Source organism: Roseovarius sp., assembly GCF_018066915.1.
In the GTDB taxonomy this organism is placed as follows: domain Bacteria; phylum Pseudomonadota; class Alphaproteobacteria; order Rhodobacterales; family Rhodobacteraceae; genus Roseovarius.
Genome location: NZ_JAGPVV010000154.1, coordinates 1 through 21,356 on the forward strand (window position 1 = coordinate 1; position 21,356 = coordinate 21,356).

Annotated in this window: 15 protein-coding genes; 6 read left to right on the forward strand and 9 right to left on the reverse strand. The window is 64.1% G+C overall.

Annotation, left to right across the window (positions count from 1 at the left end; genetic code table 11):
- Positions 1-275: alpha/beta fold hydrolase (locus KBT70_RS08295; RefSeq protein ID WP_363270309.1), on the reverse strand; the 275-nt coding region annotated here is incomplete at its 3' end.
- 4 nt (positions 276-279) lie between these two features.
- The gene (locus KBT70_RS08300; RefSeq protein ID WP_296631147.1) at positions 280-879 is read right to left on the reverse strand and encodes a 2-hydroxychromene-2-carboxylate isomerase; all 600 of its coding nucleotides are present in this window, start codon (positions 877-879) and stop codon (positions 280-282) included.
- A gap of 102 nt (positions 880-981) precedes the next feature.
- Here KBT70_RS08300 and KBT70_RS08305 point away from each other — a divergent pair, with 102 nt between their 5' ends.
- Positions 982-1,998, forward strand: coding sequence for a ribose-phosphate pyrophosphokinase (locus tag KBT70_RS08305; protein WP_296631150.1), 1,017 nt, complete (start codon positions 982-984; stop codon positions 1,996-1,998).
- 33 nt (positions 1,999-2,031) lie between these two features.
- Positions 2,032-2,934, forward strand: a complete 903-nt coding sequence (locus KBT70_RS08310) for an EamA family transporter (RefSeq protein ID WP_296631154.1) — start codon at positions 2,032-2,034, stop codon at positions 2,932-2,934.
- A gap of 202 nt (positions 2,935-3,136) precedes the next feature.
- On the opposite strand, the gene murJ is transcribed toward KBT70_RS08310, so the two are convergent.
- A complete protein-coding gene (gene murJ, locus KBT70_RS08315) occupies positions 3,137-4,675 on the reverse strand; it encodes a murein biosynthesis integral membrane protein MurJ (protein WP_296631157.1) in 1,539 nt (512 codons plus the stop codon).
- A gap of 196 nt (positions 4,676-4,871) precedes the next feature.
- Here murJ and KBT70_RS08320 point away from each other — a divergent pair, with 196 nt between their 5' ends.
- Complete coding sequence (locus tag KBT70_RS08320) at positions 4,872-6,221, forward strand: glutamine synthetase family protein (protein ID WP_296631159.1); 1,350 nt, start codon at positions 4,872-4,874, stop codon at positions 6,219-6,221.
- 9 nt (positions 6,222-6,230) lie between these two features.
- Here KBT70_RS08320 and KBT70_RS08325 read toward each other — a convergent pair whose 3' ends face one another.
- The 4 genes from KBT70_RS08325 to KBT70_RS08340 all read right to left on the reverse strand — a co-directional run bounded on the left by KBT70_RS08325 (position 6,231) and on the right by KBT70_RS08340 (position 12,697).
- Positions 6,231-8,522, reverse strand: coding sequence for an arginine/lysine/ornithine decarboxylase (locus tag KBT70_RS08325; protein WP_296631164.1), 2,292 nt, complete (start codon positions 8,520-8,522; stop codon positions 6,231-6,233).
- 175 nt (positions 8,523-8,697) lie between these two features.
- Complete coding sequence (locus KBT70_RS08330) at positions 8,698-10,653, reverse strand: ABC transporter permease subunit (protein WP_296631166.1); 1,956 nt, start codon at positions 10,651-10,653, stop codon at positions 8,698-8,700.
- On the reverse strand, positions 10,650-11,681 hold the full coding sequence (locus KBT70_RS08335; protein WP_296631168.1) for a glycine betaine/L-proline ABC transporter ATP-binding protein: 1,032 nt from the start codon (positions 11,679-11,681) through the stop codon (positions 10,650-10,652). Before KBT70_RS08335 ends, KBT70_RS08330 begins: the two co-directional genes overlap by 4 nt.
- A 74-nt stretch (positions 11,682-11,755) precedes the next feature.
- Entirely contained in the window at positions 11,756-12,697 is a 942-nt protein-coding gene (locus KBT70_RS08340; RefSeq protein ID WP_296631170.1) for an ABC transporter substrate-binding protein, read from the reverse strand.
- Between the two features lie 160 nt (positions 12,698-12,857).
- Here KBT70_RS08340 and KBT70_RS08345 point away from each other — a divergent pair, with 160 nt between their 5' ends.
- Positions 12,858-13,559: a winged helix-turn-helix domain-containing protein gene (locus KBT70_RS08345; RefSeq protein WP_296631173.1), complete on the forward strand. Its 702-nt coding sequence runs from the start codon at positions 12,858-12,860 to the stop codon at positions 13,557-13,559.
- On the opposite strand, the gene KBT70_RS08350 is transcribed toward KBT70_RS08345, so the two are convergent.
- Positions 13,532-16,447, reverse strand: coding sequence for an ATP-binding protein (locus tag KBT70_RS08350; protein WP_296631175.1), 2,916 nt, complete (start codon positions 16,445-16,447; stop codon positions 13,532-13,534). The genes KBT70_RS08345 and KBT70_RS08350 overlap by 28 nt on opposite strands.
- A 78-nt stretch (positions 16,448-16,525) precedes the next feature.
- Here KBT70_RS08350 and torT point away from each other — a divergent pair, with 78 nt between their 5' ends.
- Together torT and KBT70_RS08360 are read left to right on the forward strand one after the other, a co-directional pair.
- Positions 16,526-17,572, forward strand: a complete 1,047-nt coding sequence (torT, locus tag KBT70_RS08355; RefSeq protein WP_296631177.1) for a TMAO reductase system periplasmic protein TorT — start codon at positions 16,526-16,528, stop codon at positions 17,570-17,572.
- A gap of 162 nt (positions 17,573-17,734) precedes the next feature.
- Positions 17,735-19,759, forward strand: coding sequence for an FkbM family methyltransferase (locus KBT70_RS08360; protein ID WP_296631180.1), 2,025 nt, complete (start codon positions 17,735-17,737; stop codon positions 19,757-19,759).
- A 20-nt stretch (positions 19,760-19,779) separates the two neighbouring features.
- On the opposite strand, the gene KBT70_RS08365 is transcribed toward KBT70_RS08360, so the two are convergent.
- Positions 19,780-21,180, reverse strand: coding sequence for a helix-turn-helix transcriptional regulator (locus tag KBT70_RS08365; protein ID WP_296631182.1), 1,401 nt, complete (start codon positions 21,178-21,180; stop codon positions 19,780-19,782).
- Between the last annotated feature and the right edge of the window lie 176 nt (positions 21,181-21,356).

Genomic DNA, 21,356 nt, shown 5'->3' on the forward strand with positions numbered 1-21,356 from the left:
AAGGAATGGCCGATGATATCGGTGGGCGCGTTGAGAAAATCGGCGGCCATCGCAGTGCTGACCGCCTGAATATCGCCCGCGCCGGACCAAGCCCCGCTCTGCCCATGCCCCGGCAAATCAAACGCCGTCAGCCGCAGCGCGCCACTCACCTCGCGCGCCAAGGGCCCCCAACTGCCGCTATGCGACAGAGAGCAATGGATCGCCAAAGCGCGGCGCGGGCCAGCGCCCAGCTCTGTCCAATGGGTCGGAAATCCGCCCCTCAGCCCCGCTGGCATGGGATCAGAGCTTGCCCGCCAGATGCAGGTCGAGATCCTCGAGCCGATCCTGACCCCAGAAGCTCTGGCCGCTGTCCACCACATAGAAGGGCGCGCCGAAGACGCCCGCCGCCACCGCCTCTTCGAGATTGGCGGCATAGGTTTCCGCCCCGCTCAAGAGCCCCTTGTCGGCCAAGGCCGGATCAAATCCGGCGCGGCTCAGACAATCGCGGATCACCTCATCCTCGGCGATATTGCGCTCTTCGGCCCAGCAGGCGCGCAGGATGGATTGCACAAGCCCCCCCAGATCACCACCCCCCGCCGCCTGCGCGGCGATGATGGCGTAGGACGAGGGCGCAGGATTGGTGGGCCAGAACGCAGGCTTGAGCGTCAGCGCCATGCCGCGCCGCTTGGCCTGACGCGGCAATTCCTGATTGCGATAGGCGGTGCGGGCGGGATGCCGGTCCGCAGGGGCCGTGCCCCCCGTGCGCGCAAACAGCGCCATGATATCGAGCGGTTTGTAGGTGATGCTGGCACCATGACGTGCCGCACTCTCCTCGAGCCCCGCCCCCGCGAGATAGGCGTAAGGCGAGAGGGTCGAGAAATAATAGTCGATATGAGCCATTTCGGCGCGTTCCCTTGTTGCATCGCTTTGCCTGAGCATGACCACATGCTAAGCGGTGTCAACATCACGAATCTGTCATATAGCACAGCCGGGGACCCCATCATGCCAGCCACATCGCAACCCAAGCTCATTTCGGGCAATGCCAACATGCCGCTTGCCACGGCGATTGCCCGGCGCATGTCGATGCATCGCGGCGTCAACGTGGGGCTGGTCGACGCACGGGTCGAACGCTTCAACGATCAGGAAATCTTTGTCGAGGTCTACGAGAATGTGCGCGGCGAGGATATGTTCATCATCCAGCCCACCTCGAACCCGGCCAATGACAATCTCATGGAACTTCTGATCATGGCCGACGCGCTGCGCCGGTCGTCTGCGGCGCGCATCACCGCCGTGATCCCCTATTTCGGCTATGCCCGTCAGGATCGCCGCTCCAAGGCGCGCACGCCGATTTCCGCGAAACTCGTCGCCAACATGATCGTCGAGGCGGGGGTTGAGCGGGTGCTGACCATGGACCTGCATGCCGCGCAGATTCAGGGCTTTTTCGACATTCCGGTCGATAACCTCTACGCCTCTCCGATCTTTGCCCTCGACATCATGACCCAGTTCAAGGGCCGGATGCAGGATGTGATGGTGGTCTCGCCCGATGTCGGCGGCGTGGCGCGGGCGCGTGAATTGGCCAAGCGCATCACCGCGCCGCTGTCGATCGTGGACAAACGCCGCGAAAAGGCGGGCGAAGTGGCGGAAATGACCGTGATCGGCGATGTGACCGACAAGATCTGCATCATCGTCGATGACATGTGCGACACCGCCGGCACCATGTGCAAGGCCGCCGAGGTGCTCTTGGAAAATGGCGCGCGCGAGGTGCATGCCTATACCACCCACGGTGTCATGTCCGGCCCGGCGGTCGAGCGGATCACAAAATCGGTGCTCAAATCCATGGTCATCACCGACACGATCCTGCCCACCGAGGCGGTGCGCGCAACGCCCAATATCCGCATCATCCCGACAGCCCCGGTCTTTGCCCAAGCCATCCTCAACATCTGGAACGGCACCAGCGTGTCGTCGCTCTTTGACACGCCGACGCTGGAACCGGTCTATGAGGGCCAGTTTGGCGGCTGACGTGCCCGCGCCCACGCGCGGCGCGTGACAGGCATGGAGCCTTGGATCTTTCTCTCGATTGCAGCGGCAGCGTTTCAAACGCTGCGCTTCATGCTGCAAAAGCATCTGAGCATGGGCGCGCTCAGTGCAGGCGGCGCGACGCTGGCGCGGTTCTTTTACTCCGCCCCTTTCGTGGTGGCACTGTCCCTGGCCTATCTGGCCGTGACGGGTGCCGCTTGGCCGGGCTACCCGCCGCTCTTCTGGGCCTATGCCGTGGCGGGTGGCCTCGCGCAAATACTCGCGACATGGTGCGTGGTGGCCCTTTTCGCCGAGCGTAATTTCGCGGTGGGCATCACCTTCAAGAAAACCGAAGTGGTGCAAACCGCCCTCGTCGGCCTCATCATCCTTGGCGACCGCATCACGTGGCTGGGCCTTGGCGCGATCCTCTTGGGGCTGATCGGCGTGCTGATCCTGTCCGAGACACCGGGATTTGAAGGCCGCTGGTGGCGGCGCTTTGGCAATCGCGCGGCAGCACTTGGGCTCGCCTCGGGGGCGTTCTTTGCGGTCTCGGCCGTGGGCTATCGCGGTGCCACGCTGGAGATTGCCAGTGCGGACCCACTCCTGCGCGCCGGTCTCTCGCTGATGATGGTGACGGTGATGCAGGCCGTGGCCCTCACGCTCTGGCTTATCTGGCGCGAACCCGGACAGGTCGGGCGCGTCATCGCAGCCCGGCGCACGGCGGTCTGGATGGGCTTGACCGGCATGGCGGGCAGTCTGTGCTGGTTCACCGCCTTCACCCTGCAAAACGCGGCGATGGTCTTTGCGGTGGGACAGGTCGAGGTGATCTTTTCGCTCTTCGCCTCGGTGCTCTTCTTTGGCGAGCGGATTACCCGGCGCGAAGGCTGGGGCATCGCGCTCATCACGCTCTCGGTGATTGCGGTGGTGGCGCTCAGGTAAGGTGCGTTCGGCCTCTAGCGCTGAGCCGCGCGGGGCCCGACCGCGGGAGGGCGCTCCAACAGAAATGATGGGCAATTTATATCTGCAAAATATTCCGCGCTCTCAATAGGTTGCTACGTTGCAATGGCGCCCGCCCGGGGGGCGGTCGGGCGCCGCGCGGCGGTGCCTACGGCACCTTGATTCCGCGAAAAAAGACGACCCTCTACCGCCTCAACCTCCCCCGGATTTCCTGCATCCGAAACGCCCCCAGCACCTGCCCAAAAAGCGCATAGGCCAGCGTGCCCACCGCGATGAGCAGCAACAGCGCCAGCCAACGCACGCCGCCCATGCCAAAGAGCGGCCCCATCACCGCCCCCACACCCCAGAGCACGGCCCCCATCAACATTGACGCCACACAGATCCGCCACAACCGCCGCTGGAACTGTGCGTCAAACCGCGCCACATCCCCAAACTGCCGCGCCCCGCGCGCAAGTTGCACCACCATGATCCACGCCGCCACCGTCGTGGCAATCGCCGCCGCGATCCAGCCGATCAGCATCGCCAACCCCACCGCCAGAACCGCATTCACAACCATCGCCCAGACCGCATAGCGGAACGGGCTGCGCGTATCCTCCCGCGCGAAAAACACCGGTTGCAGGATCTTTTGCAACACGAACGCCGGCAGGCCCAACCCATAAATCGCCACCGCAAGCGCGGTCGCCGCACTGTCATCCACGCCGAACGCCCCACGCTCGAACAGCACCGACACAAGCTGAATGGGGATCACGACCAACGCCACGGCACAGGGAATGGTCAGCGCCAGCGCAATCTCGCCCGCCCGCGACAGGGCCATGCGCGCGCCCGCATCATCCTGCGCCTTCAGCCGCCGCGACAGATCAGGGAGAAGCACGATGCCCACCGCAATCCCCACAACCCCCAAGGGCAGTTGATAGAGCCGGTCCGCAGCATAGAGCCAACTCACTGCCTTTTCCGTGTTCGAGGCCACCAACTGCCCGACCACAAGGTTGATCTGCACCACCCCGCCCGCCAATGCCGCCGGAACTGCGATGCGCACGAGTTGCGCCATCTCAGGCGTCCAGCGTGGCCGCACCAGCGGCAGATGCAACCCCGCCCGCCGCGCCGCATACCAAACCAGCGCCAGTTGCGCGCCCCCGGCCACCGGAATGGTCCAGACCAGCGCCTGCACCACCATTCCGCCGCTCCGGGCCGCATAGCTCATCGCCCCAATCAGCAAGAGGTTCAACAGCACCGGCGCGGCGGCGGCGGCGGCAAAACGGTCCACCGCATTGAGCATCCCGGAAAACAGCCCCGCCAACGAGATGAACAAGATATAAGGGAACACGATCCGCCCGAATTCAACCGTCAGATCAAAGCGCACATCGCCGGCAAACCCCCCCGCCGTCACCCAGACCAGCGCGGGCATCGCCACCATGCCCAGCCCTGTCAGCCCCAACAGCAAGAAACCAAGGCCGGAACAGGCCTGCGCGGCAAACCCGAGCGGGTTATCCCCCGCCTCCCGCCGCTTGGAAAACATCGGCACAAAGGCCGCGTTCAACGCCCCTTCGGCAAAGAAACGGCGGAACATGTCGGGCAGACGAAACGCCGCGACGAAGGCATCCATCACAGCACCGGGACCGATATAGCTCGCGATCAGCACATCGCGCACAAACCCCAAGATGCGGCTGATCAAGGTCCAGCCGCCAACCGTGAGAATACCAGTAAGCAGGCGGACAGGTTTCATGCTTGGCCCTTCGCCGAGATCAGGACCGAGGAGTAGACCATCCGCCCGCCGGGGAAAAGAGGACGTAAACGGCGCAAACCGCCACCATTTTCGCGTGCACACGCATATTTCGCTACCCAGCCCCGCGACGAAGCGACAAGGTAAGGCCAGAGGACGGCGGCCCGGCCCCGTCCAGGACGCCAGAAAGAGACCGAAAATGACCACGACCAATATCCGCCAATGGCTTCAGGACCGGCCCGAGATCGAATCCGTCTTTGCCTGTGTCTGCGATCTCAACGGCGCGATGCGCGGCAAACGCCTGCCGATTGAAAAGGCCAAGTCGATCATGGACGACGGCCTGCGCCTACCGCTCTCGGTGCTCAGCGTGGATATCTGGGGCGAGGATATCGAGAACAACGAACTGGTGTTCGAAACCGGCGACTCGGATGGCATCTGCGAACATACCGGGCGCCCCATCGTCATGGTGAACTGGACCAGCCGTCCCTCGGCGCTGGTGATGTTCTGGATGCACACCGAGGATGGCACGCCCTTTCCCGGCGATCCGCGCCATGCGCTCTCCAATATCGTGCAGCGCTACAAGGCGCGCGGCCTCACCCCCGTGGTGGCCACCGAACTCGAATTCTACCTCTGCGACCCGCGCGAGGCGCAACCACGCCCGCCCTGCTCGCCTGTCACCGGCAAGCGGCTCGACTCTGACGGCGCGCTCTCACTGGATGAGCTGGAACATTTCGACGAATTCCTCAACGACGTCTACGACGCCTGCCACGAACAGGGCATCCCCGCCGATGCCGCCATTTCCGAAAACGGCGCAGGCCAGTTCGAGATCAACATGGTCCATGTCGCCGATCCGCTGCAGGCCGCCGATGATGCCGTCCTCTTCAAACGCCTCGTGCGCGGCATCGCGCGCAAACACGGCATGGCCGCCACCTTCATGGCCAAACCCTACGGCGACCGCTCGGGCAGCGGCTTTCACGTGCATTTCAGCCTTGTGGACGAAAACGGCGTCAACCTCTTTGACGATGGCGGCGACAAGGGCACGCCGCTCCTCCTCAACGCCGTAGGCGGCCTGCTGGAAACCATGCACGAAAACACCCTCACCTTCGCGCCCCACCAGAATTCCTATCGCCGCCTTCTGCCCGGCACGCACGCGCCCACTGGCATCTCTTGGGGCTATGAAAACCGCACCGCCGCAATCCGCATCCCCGGCGGCAGCCACAAGGCACGGCGGATCGAGCACCGCGTCGCGGGCGCCGATGCCAACCCGTATCTCGTGCTGGGCAGCATTCTGGGCGGCGCGCTCATCGGCATCGAACAAGGGATGGAGCCTTGCGCGCCCATCGACGGCGACGCCTATAGCCAGAAACTCGACCACCTGCCGCTCGACTGGGCAACCGCCATTCAGGCCTTTCGCAGGGGCCGGCATGTGCAGGACATCTTTTCCAGACGCCTGCAAACCATGCTGGTGGAATGCAAGATGCAGGAACTCAAACGCTTCACGCGCTACGTGACCGATTTTGAGTATGACGCCTATCTCGAGAGCGTGTGACGCCGCACCTCAGGCGGCCACACAATCCGCGAAATAGCGCATCACGCCATCCTCGCCCAACTCGTGCACCAGCCCGTGAATGTCCGTCTCGAAACCGGGGCATTCGCGGGCGAATTCACGGTTGAAACGCAGATATTGCACGATGGTCTTGTTGAACACCTCACCGGGGATCAAGAGCGGAATACCCGGCGGATAGGGCGTCACAAGGCTGGTCGTCACGCGGCCTTCCAGATCGTCGATGGCGACCCGTTCGGTGGTGCGCCGCGCGATATGGGAAAAGGCCTCGCTCGGTGTCATCGCCGGGGTGAGATCGCTCAGATACATTTCCGTCGACAGGATCGCCACATCGTATTTCGCATAGAGCGTATGCACATGCTGGCACAGATCCCGAAGCCCCATCCCCTCATAGCGCGGCTGCTTGGCACAAAACTCCGGCATCGCCCGCCACATCGGCTGGTTCTTGTCGTAATCGTCCTTGAACTGCTGCAGCGCGGTCAAGAGCGTGTTCCACCGGCCCTTGGTGATGCCAATGGTGAACATGATGAAGAAACTGTAGAGCCCGGTTTTCTCGACCACGACCCCATGCTCGGCCAGATATTTCGTGACGATCGAGGCGGGAATCCCCGACTGCTCGAACCGCCCATCCAGATTGAGACCGGGCGTGATGATCGTCGCCTTGATCGGATCGAGCATGTTGAACCCCGGCGCCATCTCGCCGAAATCATGCCAGGATTCCTCACCATCCGATGCCTGCACGCCATGCGCATCGGTGCGCTTGAGCACCCAGTCCTTGGCCTCGCCGATCCCTTCCTCGTCCAGAACATCCGGCCCCCAGACCTGGAACCACCAATCGTCATCGCCAAACTCGGCATCGACCTTTTGCATCGCCCGCCGGAAATCCAGCGCTTCGGCGATGCTCTCCTCGACCAATGCCGTGCCCGCAGGCGGCTCCATCATCGCGGCAGCCACATCGCAACTCGCGATGATGCTGTATTGCGGGCTGGTGCTGGTGTGCATGAGATATGCCTCGTTAAAGAGGTGCCGGTCGAGCTTGGTCGTCTGGCTGTCCTGCACCAGCACATGACTGGCCTGACTGATCCCCGCGAGCAACTTGTGAATCGACTGGGTGACATAAGTCACGGAATGCAGCGGCCGTTCCCGCGACCGGCCCATCGCGTGAAAACTGCTGTAAAACGGGTGGAAACTGGCATGCGGAAGCCAAGCCTCGTCAAAATGCAGATTTTCGACATACCCGTCGAGCAGGTCCTTGATCACCTCGGTATTGTAGAGCACCCCGTCATAGGTCGATTGCGTCAGCGTCAGGATACGCGGCTTGACCGTATCGGGATCGACCCCCGCCAACAGCGGATTGGCGCGGATCTTGGCCTTGATCGCATCAATCTCGAACTCGCCGCGCGGAATCGGCCCGATGATGCCGAAATTGTTGCGCGTAGGCCGCAGGAACACCGGGATTGCCCCGGTCATGATGATGCTGTGCAGGATCGACTTATGACAATTGCGGTCCACCACCACCACATCGCCGGGGGCGACCGTGTAATGCCAGACCATCTTGTTGCTGGTGCTGGTGCCGTTGGTCACGAAAAAACAGTGATCGGCGTTGAAAATCCGCGCCGCATTGCGCTCGGATGCGCCAATCGCGCCATCGTGGTCCAAAAGCTGCCCCAGCTCCTCGACCGAATTGCACACATCGGCGCGCAGCATGTTCTCGCCGTAAAACTGGTGATACATCTGGCCAATCGGACTTTTGAGAAAGGCCACGCCCCCCGAATGTCCCGGACAATGCCAAGAGTATGACCCGTCCTCGGCATAATCCAGCAGCGCCTTGAAAAAGGGCGGCTGAATCCCTTCAAGATAGATCTTGGCCTCGCGGATGATATGGCGCGCGACGAATTCGGGCGTATCCTCGAACATGTGGATAAAGCCGTGCAATTCCCGCAGGATATCATTGGGCAGATGGCGGCTGGTCTTGGTCTCGCCGTAAACATAGATCGGCACATCGGCATTCTTGCGCCGCACCTCCTGCACGAAATTGCGCAGGTTGGTGATCACCGGATCAATATCGGGACCGGGGCTGAACTCTTCGTCATCAATCGACAGAACAAAGGCACTGGCGCGCGATTGCTGCTGCGCGAATTGCGACAAATCCCCATAGCTCGTGACGCCCAGAACCTCGAATCCCTCATCCTCCATAGCCTTGGCCATGGCACGGATGCCAAGCCCCGAAGAATTCTCGGACCGGAAATCTTCGTCGATGATGACAATGGGAAAGTGGAACTTCATGGACTTCTCCTTTCAGGAGACCAGCAGAGGGGCGGTCACGCCAAGCATAGCGACAGGACCCCCCAAAGGCCCGGGGAATCCGACTCTGCGCAGCTTGTTTCCGCTGCGCGCCCCAAGGTCAAGCCCCGCCGCGCGCCCCATCGGCACTATGCGCGAGGTCGCGCCGCCTGCCTGGTCAGAGACCCAGCGCGCGGCGTCGCCCCTCAGCCATCTTGTTGATCAGATGATCCGCCGCCAGCCCGATAAAGGCCACGGCAAACCCCAGCACAAGGCCCTTGCCCACATCGGTGGAACTCAGCGCGCGCTGCATTTCCTGCCCCAGATCCTGCGTGCCGATAAAGGCCGCGATGATCACCATGAAGAGCGAGAACATCAGCGATTGATTGATCCCCACCATGATTGTGGGCAGGGCCAAGGGCAGGCGCACATGCCACAGGCTCTGACCTCGGGTCGCCCCCGACATATCCGCCGCCTCGATCACCGCCTCGGGCACGCCACGCAGCCCCTCGATGGTGTAGCGGATCAGTGGCACGGCGGCAAAGAGCACCACCGCCCCCACCACCGCCACGTCATTGACGCCAAAGAGCATGATCACCGGAATAAGGTAGATGAAGCTGGGAAAGGTCTGGAGCGTGTCACAGAGCAACAGCACCCGCTTGGCCCGCGCCTCGTGCCGCGCGGCCCAAATCCCCAGAGGAAAGCCGAAACTCGTCGCCACCGTCACCGCCACCAGAACGGTGTAAACCGTGATCATCGCCCGATCCCACCAGCCGGTGATCGCGATATAGCCGATAAAGCCCAGACAGATCAGCGCCGACCGCCAACCGCCCACCGCCAGCCCCGCCGCCACAACCAAGGCCAGCACCGCCGTATAGGGCAACCACAAGAGCGCATCGCGCACCGGAATGAGAACCCAAGTGATCAAAAACCACCGCAGCCATTGCGTGACCGGATCAAGTGTCACGATCACCCAAGACATCATCGCATCGAGCGGGTCCGCCACCGACAGCGATTGCCCCCGCGCCACTTCGGCAAAGAACGGCACCACCGCCGACAGGGCAAAGCCCGCGATCATCAACGCGGCCCAAATGCTCAGCACCCGGTGCCGCGCGACCCATCCCAGCCCCGGTTCGTGATGCACCGGTTGCAACGCGACCCAGGCCTTGGAACAGCGATCCAGCGCCACCGCCAACAGAACGATCGTGATGCCAATCTCGATCGACCGCCCGATCTTGAGCGCCTGCAAAAGCTGCAACAGCTTCTGCCCCAACCCCGGCATGCCGATGAAGCTGGCCAGCACCACCATCGCCAGACATTGCATGATGACCTGATTGACCCCCACCAGAATCTCGGTCCGCGCCGTGGGGATACGCACCCGCGTCATCAACTGCCAACCGGTGCTGCCGCACATCTTGCCGCTCTCGATCACCTCGGGCGGCACCTTGCGCAGCCCGAGTAGCGTCATGCGGATCATCGGCGGCACCGAGAAGATGATCGTGACAATCGCCCCCGCCTTGGGGCCCACGCCAATGAACACCACCACCGGAATCATATAGGCGAAATGCGGCAGCGATTGCGCGATGTTGAGCAGCGGTTTCATTACCGCATCCACCCAGCGCCAGCGCCACGTCGCCACGCCCATCACCAGCCCCAGCAGCACCGAAAAAGGTGCCGCCACCACGATCACCGACAGGGTCTCCATCGCCCATGTCCATTGCCCCATCAACGCGATCCAGACAAACGTGCCCCCAGCCAACAGCGCCAATCGCAGCCCGCCCAGCCAATAGCCCAGACACCCCGCACTCAGCGCCACCACGATCCATGGCAGCGGGCCGATCCGCGGCCAGCGGTTCTTGCCGTAGAGAATATTGGCCGTCACATCGAGTAGCCATTCGATGCCAGCGGCAAAGGCGCGGGTCACATGGATCAGCCCCAGATCATCGCGCAGCCACGTGAAGAGCGCATTGATCCAATCCGCCAAGGGCAGAATCAGAAATTCAGCAGGGCGCATCAACCCCTCAGGCAAATAGGGCCGCGCAAGGATGAGGCAGAGCGCGAGGCCCAGAACCACCCACGCCGGGTTGAGACGTGGCTTCTTGGTCTCTGTCAGGGCAATCGCACTCTCGCTCATGCGTGCCCTCCCAGCAGCACATCCAGCGCCTCCTTGCGGCTCAGCACGCCGGTAATCCGGCCCGCCTCATCCGCCACCGGCAGCATCTCGCGCGGATCGTCGATCAACTGCCGCGCCAGCGCGCGAATCGTGCTCTTGCCCGCCACCGGCAGCCCCTCGGGCATCACGCCATTGACAGGCCGCGCCAACCCAGACGCATGCACCACCCGCGCCTTCTCGATCTCTTCCGTGAACTTGCGCACGTAATCCGTGGCCGGGTTCAACACGATCTGATCGGGCGTATCGCATTGCTCGACCGCGCCATCCTTCATGATCGCAATCCGGTCCGCCAGCCGCAGCGCCTCGTCGAAATCATGGGTGATAAACACAATCGTCTTGCCCAACATCCCCTGCAAACGCAGGAATTCATCCTGCATCTCGCGCCGGATGAGCGGATCAAGCGCCGAAAACGGCTCGTCCAGAAACCAGATATCCGGCTCAATGGCGAGGCTTCGGGCAATTCCCACCCGCTGCTGCTGTCCACCCGACAATTCGCGCGGGAAATAATCCTCACGCCCGCCTAGGCCAACGAGGTCGATCACCTCCAACGCCCGCTTGCGCCGCGTGGCCCGGTCCTGCCCGCGCATTTCCAGCGGAAAGGCCACATTCTCCAACACCGTGCGATGCGGCAACAGGCCAAAGCTCTGAAAAACCATGCCCATCTTGTTGCGCCGCAGCTCGATCAACTGCTTCTCGCTCAACGCGCCAATATCCTGCCCCTCGACCGACACCGTGCCGCCGGTAATCTCGATCAACCGCGACAGACACCGCACCAGCGTGGATTTGCCCGACCCGGACAGGCCCATGATCACCAGCATCTCGCCGCGCGAAATATCAAGCGACACATCGCGCACCGCCGAGATATAGCCCGCCTGCCGGATCACCTCGAACCCCGGATCGCCCTTGAGACCCCTCAGATACGCCTCAGGCGACGGCCCAAACAGTTTCCAGACATTGCGACATGAGATCACGGGTTCAGACACCGGCACGCGACACCCCCTTGTTATGAATGGTAAAACCCCACCCATGGCAGACCACGGGCGGGGCGGATTTCAAGCCTCGATCAGTTGATCCAGACCTTCCAGACGTCGCCGTTCTCTTCCAGCCAAAGTGCGGCGGCCTCTTCCGGCTCCATCTCGTCGATGTCCACCAGCTTGGCCATTTCCGCGATCTGCGGGTTGGTAAAGCTGATCTTGGTCAGCATCTCATAGGCGTCCGGCCATTTGTCCTTCATCCCGTCCCAAGCGGCCTTTTTCAGATAGCCATTGGCGGGATTGCCGCAATCATAGGTCTTGTCCGGGTTCGGCCCCACAGCCGGGTCCTTGTCGCACCCCTCCACCCATTCCGGGAACTCGACGAATTCGCCCGGCCAGACGGCTTCGGCGAAATTGGGCGTCCAGTTGAACAGAACGATGGGCGTCTTGGTCTTTTCAGCCGCCCCGATTTCCGCCCAGAGGGCTGCGGCAGAGCCGGCGTTGACCACCTTGAAATTCATGCCCAGGCCGTCAACCCGCTCTTGATCATGCTTGAGCCAGTCCACCGGCCCCCCGAGGAACCGCCCCGCATCGCCGGTCTCAGGCGTGGCAAAGACCGCCGCGCAGGCATTCAGCGCCTGCCAGTCGGGCAGACCGGGGCAGGCCTCCTTGGTCCACATCGGATACCACCAATCCTCGCGCGTGACCGCATTGTGATCGCCCGCATCATGCAAGCCACCCTTTTCCAGCGCGGCGCGGAACGACGCGCCAAACGCGCCTTCCCAGACCTCAAGCTCCAGCGCCACATCGCCCAAACGCACCGATTCATAAACCGACTGGCTGTCGGTCGAGACATATTCGACGCTGTTGCCCATGGATTCGAAAATCTGGCCCACCACATGGCTCATCACGATCTGGCTCGACCAGTTGTGAATGGGAATCACGATCGGATCTTCGGAATCCGCCAAGGCCCCGGTCGCCGCCATGGCGAGCACGGCTGCCCCGCCAATCAGTCGCAAATGTCGTGTCATACTCAAAACTCCCTGTGTTGCTGTGTCCTGCCCGTTTCCCGGGCTTTGGTGAGGGCAAGTCTAGGGATCGGATATGAACACGTCAGAGGGGCGGCATGAACGAACTGGACTTAGTTGTGAAAAAATATTAACAGGAGGAAACCTTGCAGAGGGCTCCCAAGTGCCAAGAGCCGCCCATATCGTCATCATCGAGGATGAGCCTGTCACCCGCACCACGCTGGCGGACTATCTCGCCTCGCATGGCTATACCGTGACCGCCTTTGACAGCGCCGAACGCGCCGAAGCGATGCTCGACAGCGACCGCGCCGATCTCTTGCTTGTGGACATCACGCTCGAGGGCAAGGACGGGCTCCAGATCACCCGCGAACAGCGCGCGCGCTCGGACATCGGCATCATCCTCACCACCAGCCTCAGCGATGACGTGGACCGCATCGTCGGGCTGGAACTGGGGGCGGATGACTATGTGTGCAAGCCGTTCAATCGCCGCGAATTGCTGGCGCGGATCAAGAACCTCCTGCGCCGGACCGAGGCCCAGCGCCGCCTCTCGCGCCAGACCCTGCGCTTTCACGGCTTCACCTTTGCCTTTGCCACGCGCCAGTTGACTGGCCCGGATGGCCAGCCCATCCGCCTCACCCGCGCCGAATACGAGGTGTTGGCCGAACTCTTGCGCCACCCCGGCGCCGTGCTCAGCCGCGAGCGGCTGATGACCGTGATCACCCATCGCCAAGAGCATCCCGATACCCGCACCGTCGATGTGATCATCCGCCGCCTGCGCACCAAGCTCGAAGAAGACCCCGGCGCGCCCCGCCTCATCACCACCGCCCATGGCGAAGGCTACGTGTTCACCGCCACCTTGGACTGAGGCATCAGCCCCTCGACCGCCCGCAAAAGCGTGGCACGCGCCAGCGTCATTTCCCCCGGCAGGTCGGCCATGCCCGCCCGCATCCCCGCCGCATCACCCGCGCGCGCGGCCTCCTCCACCGCGCGCAGGGCGGCACTCAGGCCCGGCAGGCTGAAATTCCCCGCCGCGCCTTTCATCCGGTGCGCCACCTTGGCCGCGCGCGCCACATCCTCTGCGTCCACCGCCGCCGCCAGAACGCGCGCCTCCTCCGCCACCCCGTCAAGATAGAGCCGGATCGCCGCAATCGTCTGCTCCGGCCCCAGATCAGCCAGCATCCCGCCCAGCACATCACGCGCGCGCCCCGTGCCCCGCAAGGCCGAGCGTGGCGACAGGAACACGCCCCGCCGCTGCCCCCCCGTCACCTGCGCAATCGCCGCCGCAAGGCGCTCGGGCGATACCGGCTTAGCCACGAAACAATCCATGCCCGCATCCAGTTGCTCTGCCACCTCTTCGTCTTGCACATGGGCGGAAATACCGATCACCGGCAGATCCCGCCCCTCGGGCAGGCCGCGCAAACGCCGCGTGGCCTCGGTGCCCGACAGGCCCGGCAGGTTCACATCCATCAGCACTAGATCGAACCGCTCCCGCGTCAGCAGGTCCAGCGCCTCCTCGGCGCTGCCCACACAGACCGCGGTATGCCCCATCCGTTCCAGATAACTGCGCGCGACCATCTGGTTGACGCTGTGATCCTCGACAATGAGCGCGTGCAGACTGCGCCCCGCCCGCTCTGGCACCCACTCGGGCACGCTCTCGGCCAAGAGCGCCGGATCGGCCAGATCGAAATCCGCCATGAAGGTAAAGACCGACCCCACATGCGGCGTGCTCTCGACACTCAGCGCGCCCCCCATCACCTCCGCGAACTTGCGACAGATCGCAAGGCCAAGCCCGGTGCCGCCATAGCGCCGCGCCGTCAGCCCGTCCTCCTGCTCGAAGGCCTCGAAAATGCGCTGCCTTGCCTGCGCCGAAATCCCCTTGCCGGTATCGCTCACCTCAAGGATCAGCGTGACCCGCCCCGCCCCCGCAGTCCGCACCCGCAGCCGCAAAACCACCTCGCCCTCTTCGGTGAACTTGACCGCGTTCGAGACAAGGTTGAACAGGATCTGCCGCAGCTTGGCCATATCGCCCATCACCGCCGCAGGCGCATCCTCGGGCAGATCAAGGCACAGCACGATCCCCTTCTCCCGCGCGCCCGGCTCCAGCAGGGTCACAATCACCTGCATCACCTCCGCCACCGAAAACACCACCCGCTCCAGATGCGCACCGCTCAACTCGGTCTTGGAATAGCTCAGAATGTCATTGAGGATCGTCAACAGGCTCTCGCCCGAGGCGCGTGCCGCGCGCAATTGCTCCAACTGCGCCTCGGCCAACCCCTCGGCCGACAGGTTGCGCAACATCCCCAGAACCCCGTTCATCGGCGTGCGGATCTCGTGGCTCATCATGGCCAGGAATTCCGATTTCGCCCGATCCGCCGCCTCTGCCTTTTGCCGTGCAACCGCATGCGCCTCGACCTCACCGCGCAGGGCTTCGGTCTTTTCCGCCACCAACTCCTGCAAGGCATTGCGATGCCGCGCCAATTCCTCCTCGTTGCGCCGCCGCGCCTCCTCCAGACTGCGGTTGGCAATGGCCTGCTGGCGAAACACCTCGACCGCGCGCTCCATGCCCGCAATCTCGTCGCGGCCACGCGGCGCCACGCGCATATCGAGCTGCCCCGCCGCCAGCCGCGTCATCATGTCCGACAGGTTGTCCAACCGCCGCGAGATATTGCCGCGCACGTAGAACCACAGCACCGCCAGCGACAGCAAGAGCGCCACGCCCGCTGCCCCCGCACTCCGCAGCCGCGTCGCCCGGATCACCTCGAGCGAGGCCGTGCCCGCCCGCAGCGCATCCGCCTGCACCCGGCTCGCCAGATCCGTCACCGCCCCATGCAGCCGGTCCGCCGACACCCGCAGCGCCGCCTGCGCACTCTCGATCCGGCCATCCAGCCCCAGAATACCCTCGGTCAACCCCAAGAGGCCCCCCGGCCCCGCCGGATCACTGAGCGTGAGGATCGTGGCCAGCAGCGTCTGCGCCTGCGCCGCCCGCCCCGGATCGCGGATCGCCGCCACCCGCCGCGCGACAATCTCGGTCCGCTCGCCCAACGTGGCACGGATCGGGTTCAGATCCGCCGCATCGCTCAGCCCGGCAATCCGGTTGAAGAGCAGCCCGATTTCCGCCGTGCGCGAGCGCAATTCGAACATCAACCCCAACTCGAAGAGATCGACTTCGATCAACTTGTCCAGCGTCGCCAGATGCTGCGCGCTGCCGGTGTCATCGTCATAGAGGTTCGAAATCACCGCCGCCGTGCCCATCTCCGCATTGGCCACCAGCGTATCGGCCATGTTGAGCAGCGCCTGCGTCGCCCCAAGCGCGCGGTCCAGCCCCTCGCGCCGCGCCTGCACCAGCGACAGGCGTTGCTTGACCAACCGGTCAAGCTCGGCAATCCCCGCCTCCATCGCCGCCACGGCGCGCGTCAACTCGCCACCGCTGCCGCCGCCGTGCTCCGACTGAAACCGGCTCAGATGATCCGAGAGCGCCGCCACCCGCGCGCCCAAATACGCGGCCCGGTCGCGCCGCGCCGCCTCATCATCCACCGCTGCCAATTCCGGTGCGACCGTGATGATCGCCGAACTTTCCTCGGTAAACCGCCGCATGTCCGACAAAACCGGGATCGACCGATCATAGAGCTGCTGCTGCGCCCGCGTCACATCGCGCAGCTCGAACCAGCCGAAAAATCCCGCAAGCGCAGGCAGCCCGGCGATCACAAGAAAGGCCGCCAGTAGGCGCGCGCCCAATCCGGTTCTGCTCTTCATCCGGCCCTTCCCGCTCTGCCCGTGTTGCAGTCCTGTCGCGACACTCTATAGTAATTTCCGCAGAGGAGTGAGCGTTTCATGCAAAGAATAATCGCCTGTGTGCTTGCCCTCCTCACCCCCCTGCCCCTCGCCGCAGACCCATGGGCGCTGCAAACCCACGCCGTGCCTTTCGATTACACCAGCCCAGCCCGCCCGCTCGCCTATCAACCGCTTGAGCGCGCCGCGTCGCCTTGGACAATCTGCGTCTCCTATCCCCATCTCAAGGACGCCTATTGGCTCTCGGTCAATTACGGCATGGTCGAAGAGGCCCAGCGCCTTGGCGTGGGCTTTCGTCTGGTCGAGGCAGGCGGCTATCCCAATCTCGACCGCCAGATCGAACAGATCAGCGATTGCGTGGCCCAAGGGGCCGACGCCCTCGTGGTTGGCACGGTGTCCTTCGACGGGCTGACCCCCACGGTTCAGGCACTCTCGCAAAAGGTGCCGGTGATCGCCGCCGTCAATGACATCGCCGACCCCGGCATCGCGGCCAAGGCGGCGGTCTCGTGGTATGACATGGGGGCCATCACCGGCCGCTTCATCGCCGACCGCCACCCACAGGGCAGCGCCCCGGTGCGGCTCGCGTGGTTTCCCGGCCCTCAGGGGGCGGGTTGGGTCGGCTTTGTCGAAGCAGGCTTTCGCGACGCCATCGCCAATAGCGCGGCGCAGATCGTGCTCACCAAATACGGCGACACGGGCCGCGAAATTCAGGTCACGCTGGTCGAGGAAACGCTCGATAGCGGGGTCGAGATCGACTATATCGTCGGGAGCGCCCCCACCGCCGAGGTCGCCGTGTCGATCCTGCGCGCGCGCGGGCTCGAAGGCCGGATCAACATCGTCTCGGATTACATGAGCCACGCGGTCTTTCGCGGCATCCGCCGGGGCCGCATCCTCGCCGCCCCCACCGATTTCCCGATCATGCAGGGCAAACTCGCCATCGAAATGGCCGTGCGCGCCATCGAGGGGACGCTTGAAACACGCCACGCCGGCCCCCGGATTCAGCTTGTGACCCCCGATATGGTGGACAACACCGACCTCGCCGAAACCCTGGCCCCCGCCAGCTTTATCCCGGTGTTCGAACTGGACTAGCACGCGACTTGCAGTCATCATGGCATCAAGGCCGGACGACGGGGCCAAAGCAGGGACCAAAGCGGGCAGCGCGGCGCAAAACGCCATGTCTAATGATCCGCCAAACCCTGCTGATCCCGCCGCCGCCGTCGTAATTGGTACGTCTTGGGCAAGAGGCAGAGCATGGCAAAAAGCGCAACGATCAAGACCGCCCCCGCGCCGGTCGCGGCAGAGCCGGTTCCGGTCCTCAATCTGCCGATGTCGCGCGGCAATCCCTACCAACATCTGCTCTACGCCGCAGACGAGGCCGGGTTCCGCCCCGAACCTCTGGCCAAGACCGAGATCACCGATCTGCCCCGCCTTCTGGCCGAGGGGCATCGCCTCCTGCACCTGCACTGGGATGACCTCATCTTTGGCCGCTCCCGCGACAGCGCCGCCAACGCCAGCGAGGCCGAGCGTGATCTGACCGCCCTTGCGACCTTCAAGGCCGGTGGCGGGCGTATCCTCTGGACGGTCCACAACCGCAGCCCGCATCGCGACATGGACCCCGAGACCTTTCGCGCCGCGCGCGCCCGCGTCGTGGACCTCGCCGATCTCGTGCATGTCCACACCCCCGATGCCGCCCTGCATATGCAACGCGACTGGGGGGTTGACCCCGCACGCCTGCGCATCATCCCGCACCCAAGCTATCTTGGCCATTACGAGCCCGCCGAGACCAGCCTTGCCCGCGCCCTGCCAGACTGTGCCGCGCGCAGCTTTCTCTTCTTCGGGGCCTTTCGTGCCAACAAGGGGCTGGATACGCTGGTCGATACCGCCCGCACGCTCATTCGGCGCGAACTGCCCTTTCACCTGCACCTTTGCGGACGCGCGTCGCGCAGCCATCAAAAGCTCTTTCGCGGCCTCACCGATGCCCCCTCGATCGACATCACCGACGAGGCCGTGCCGGACGAGGACGTGGCCGGCATCTTTGCCCGCGCGCAGGTCTTCGTGGCCCCTTTCGGCAATCTCTTCACCTCCGGCTCGGTGATGCTGGCGCAGGGCTTTGGCCTGCCGGTGATTGGCCCCGATACCGAGGCGCTGCGCGCCCATGTGGCCCCCGAGAACCACGACCTGCTCTATGATCCCAGCGCGCCGCGCGGCCTCTTGCGGATGATGACGCGGCTGATCGACATGCCCGATGACGAATTGCGCACCCGCCGCGCGGCGGCCATGGCTCTGGCTCAGGACCGCACGCCCGCACGCATCGCAGCACAGGTGATGCAGGTGCTCGCAGACCTGCGCGACGGCACCGCGGCAAGCCTCGGCGCGGTGCAACCCACGCCCGTCGCACCGCCCCGCGCTGCCCCCTCGCCCGAGGCGCGCGCGCGTCAACGCCTCAGTGATCTGGTGCGCACTCTGGGTCTCACCGATCCCCTGCGCATCCTCGACATCGGCGCCAACCCGATGAACCACGACGCCCCCTACAAAGAGCTTCTGGCCGCTGGCCACGCCCATGTCACCGGGTTTGAACCCCAGCCCGAGGCTCTGGCCGCCCTCAACACCCGCAAATCCCCGCACGAGACCTATTTCCCCGATGTCGTGGGCGATGGCGAGACCCACCGCCTCAACCTCTACCGCGGCTCTGGTCTGGCCTCGCTCCTCGAAATCCGCCAGCCGACGCTTGAGCACCTGCTCGGCCTGCGCCGCGCCGCGCGTCCCACCGGCCATGTCGACCTCCCCAGCCGCAAACTCGACGAGATTGAGGGCATCGGCCGGGTCGATTTCCTCAAGATCGACGTGCAGGGTGCCGAGGCGATGATCTTCACCCACGCCCAAACCGCGCTCTCGCAAACGCTCGCGGTGCAGACCGAGGTGAATTTCTTCCCCCTCTACGAAAACCAGCCCTCCTTCGGCGACATCGACCGCCATTTGCAGGCGCACGGGCTGGTGCCGCATTCCTTCCTGCACATCGAAAAGCGCCTCCTGCGCTCCCGCTGGCTCGGCCGGATCGACGGTGCCACGCCGCAACAGATGCTCGACGGCGATATCCTCTATCTGCGCGACCTCTCCCGCCCCGATACGCTCGACAGCGACGCCCTGCGCAAAATCGCACTCCTCTGCGATACCTGCTACGGCTTCTCCGACATCACCCTGCGCTGCCTCGAACTTCTCGTCGCGCGCAACGAGATCAAGGCGCGCGTGGCCGAACGCTTCATCGACAGTCTCTGAACCGCGCAAGAGATCCCGCGCTACCCCACCCGATAGGGCAGCACGCCGCGCTCGTCCGGTGTGACCTGCAACCGCCGCTCCAGCGGCGGCACCGCGCGTTGATGACACTCCGCCCGCTCGCAAATGCGACACGAAATGCCAATCGGCTCGAACGCCCGCGCATGGCTCACATCCAGATCATCGGCATAGACCAGATCGCCCGCATGTTTCACCTCGCAGCCCAGCGCGATGGCAAACCGCCGCACCGGCGCGCCAAAACTGCCCCCCGGCTTCGAGACATCGCGCGCAAGGCTGATATAGCGCACGCCATCCGGTGTTTCGGCCAGTTGCCGCAAAAACCGCCCCGGCGTCTCAAAGGCGCGATGCACATTCCAGAGCGGGCACGCCCCCCCGAACCGCGCAAATTGCAGCCGCGTCGCCGAATGCCGCTTGGTGATGGTGCCGGCCTGATCGACCCGCACAAAGAAAAACGGAATCCCCTTGGCCCCCGGCCGCTGCAAGGTCGAGAGGCGGTGACAGACCTGTTCGATCGACGCCCCAAACCGATGCGCCAGAATCTCCAGATCGTGCCGCACCTCCTGGGCCGCCGCCAGAAACCTTCCATAGGGCATCATCGCCGCTCCGGCGAAATAATTGGCCAATCCGATTTTGGCGATGGATCGCGCGGCCTCGGACTGAAACCGCGCGAAATCCAGCGTCGCCTCTAGCAATTGGTCCTGCGTCACCAGCGCCAGTTGCAACAAGAGCTGAAATCGTCGGCTCTCGGGGGCCGCGCGTGACGACAGCGTCAAAACCCCGGCGGCGCGGTCGTAATGCCGCAACTGCGCCGTATCCGCCTCGACCACCGTGATCCCCAGCCCCGCCAGACGCGCGCAGGCCAGATCCGAAATCCCCTGCCCACCGCCGCCGCCTTCGGCGAACCGCTCGGCGGCATGGTCCACCGCATCGATGTAATTGTCGCAATAATGAAAGAAATCGCGCACCTCGTCCCAGGGGCTCGTCTGGTTGCGCGCATCCTCGCGTCCCAACGCCTCGTCGAGGCTCGCCAACCGCTCGTGGGTCTGGCGATAGGCGCTGTGCAATTCCAGAAACGCCCGCGCCAGCGCCGGCGCATTCGATGCCGTCAGCCGCAGATCGGCCAAGGGCGGCGGGTCGTCGCCAAACACCGGATCGGCCAGCGCCTCGCGCATGTCGCTCACCATCCGCTCGGCATCGCCCGTGCTCAATTCCGTGACGTCGAAGCCGAATTCCTGCGCCAGCGCCAGAACCACCGTCGTGCTCACAGGCCGGTTGTTGTTCTCCATCTGGTTGAGATAGGGCAGCGACACGCCCAACTTGCCCGCAAAATCCTTTTGCGTCAGGCCCAGTCTCTGCCGCGTTTCGCGCAGCTTGGCCCCGGCATAGAGTTTCTGGATCGCCATGGCGCGCACCCTTTGCAACTTCGCATATACACCAGACTACATTTGCAAAGACGCGCCGACAATCCCCCGCCACGCGCAGCCCCATGGACAGCGCCGCCACAACCGCTAAGCTGACCCGGACACACAAAACCAAGAGGTGCGCGCGCAGATGCCAGACCCGGCGATCCTTCTCGAAT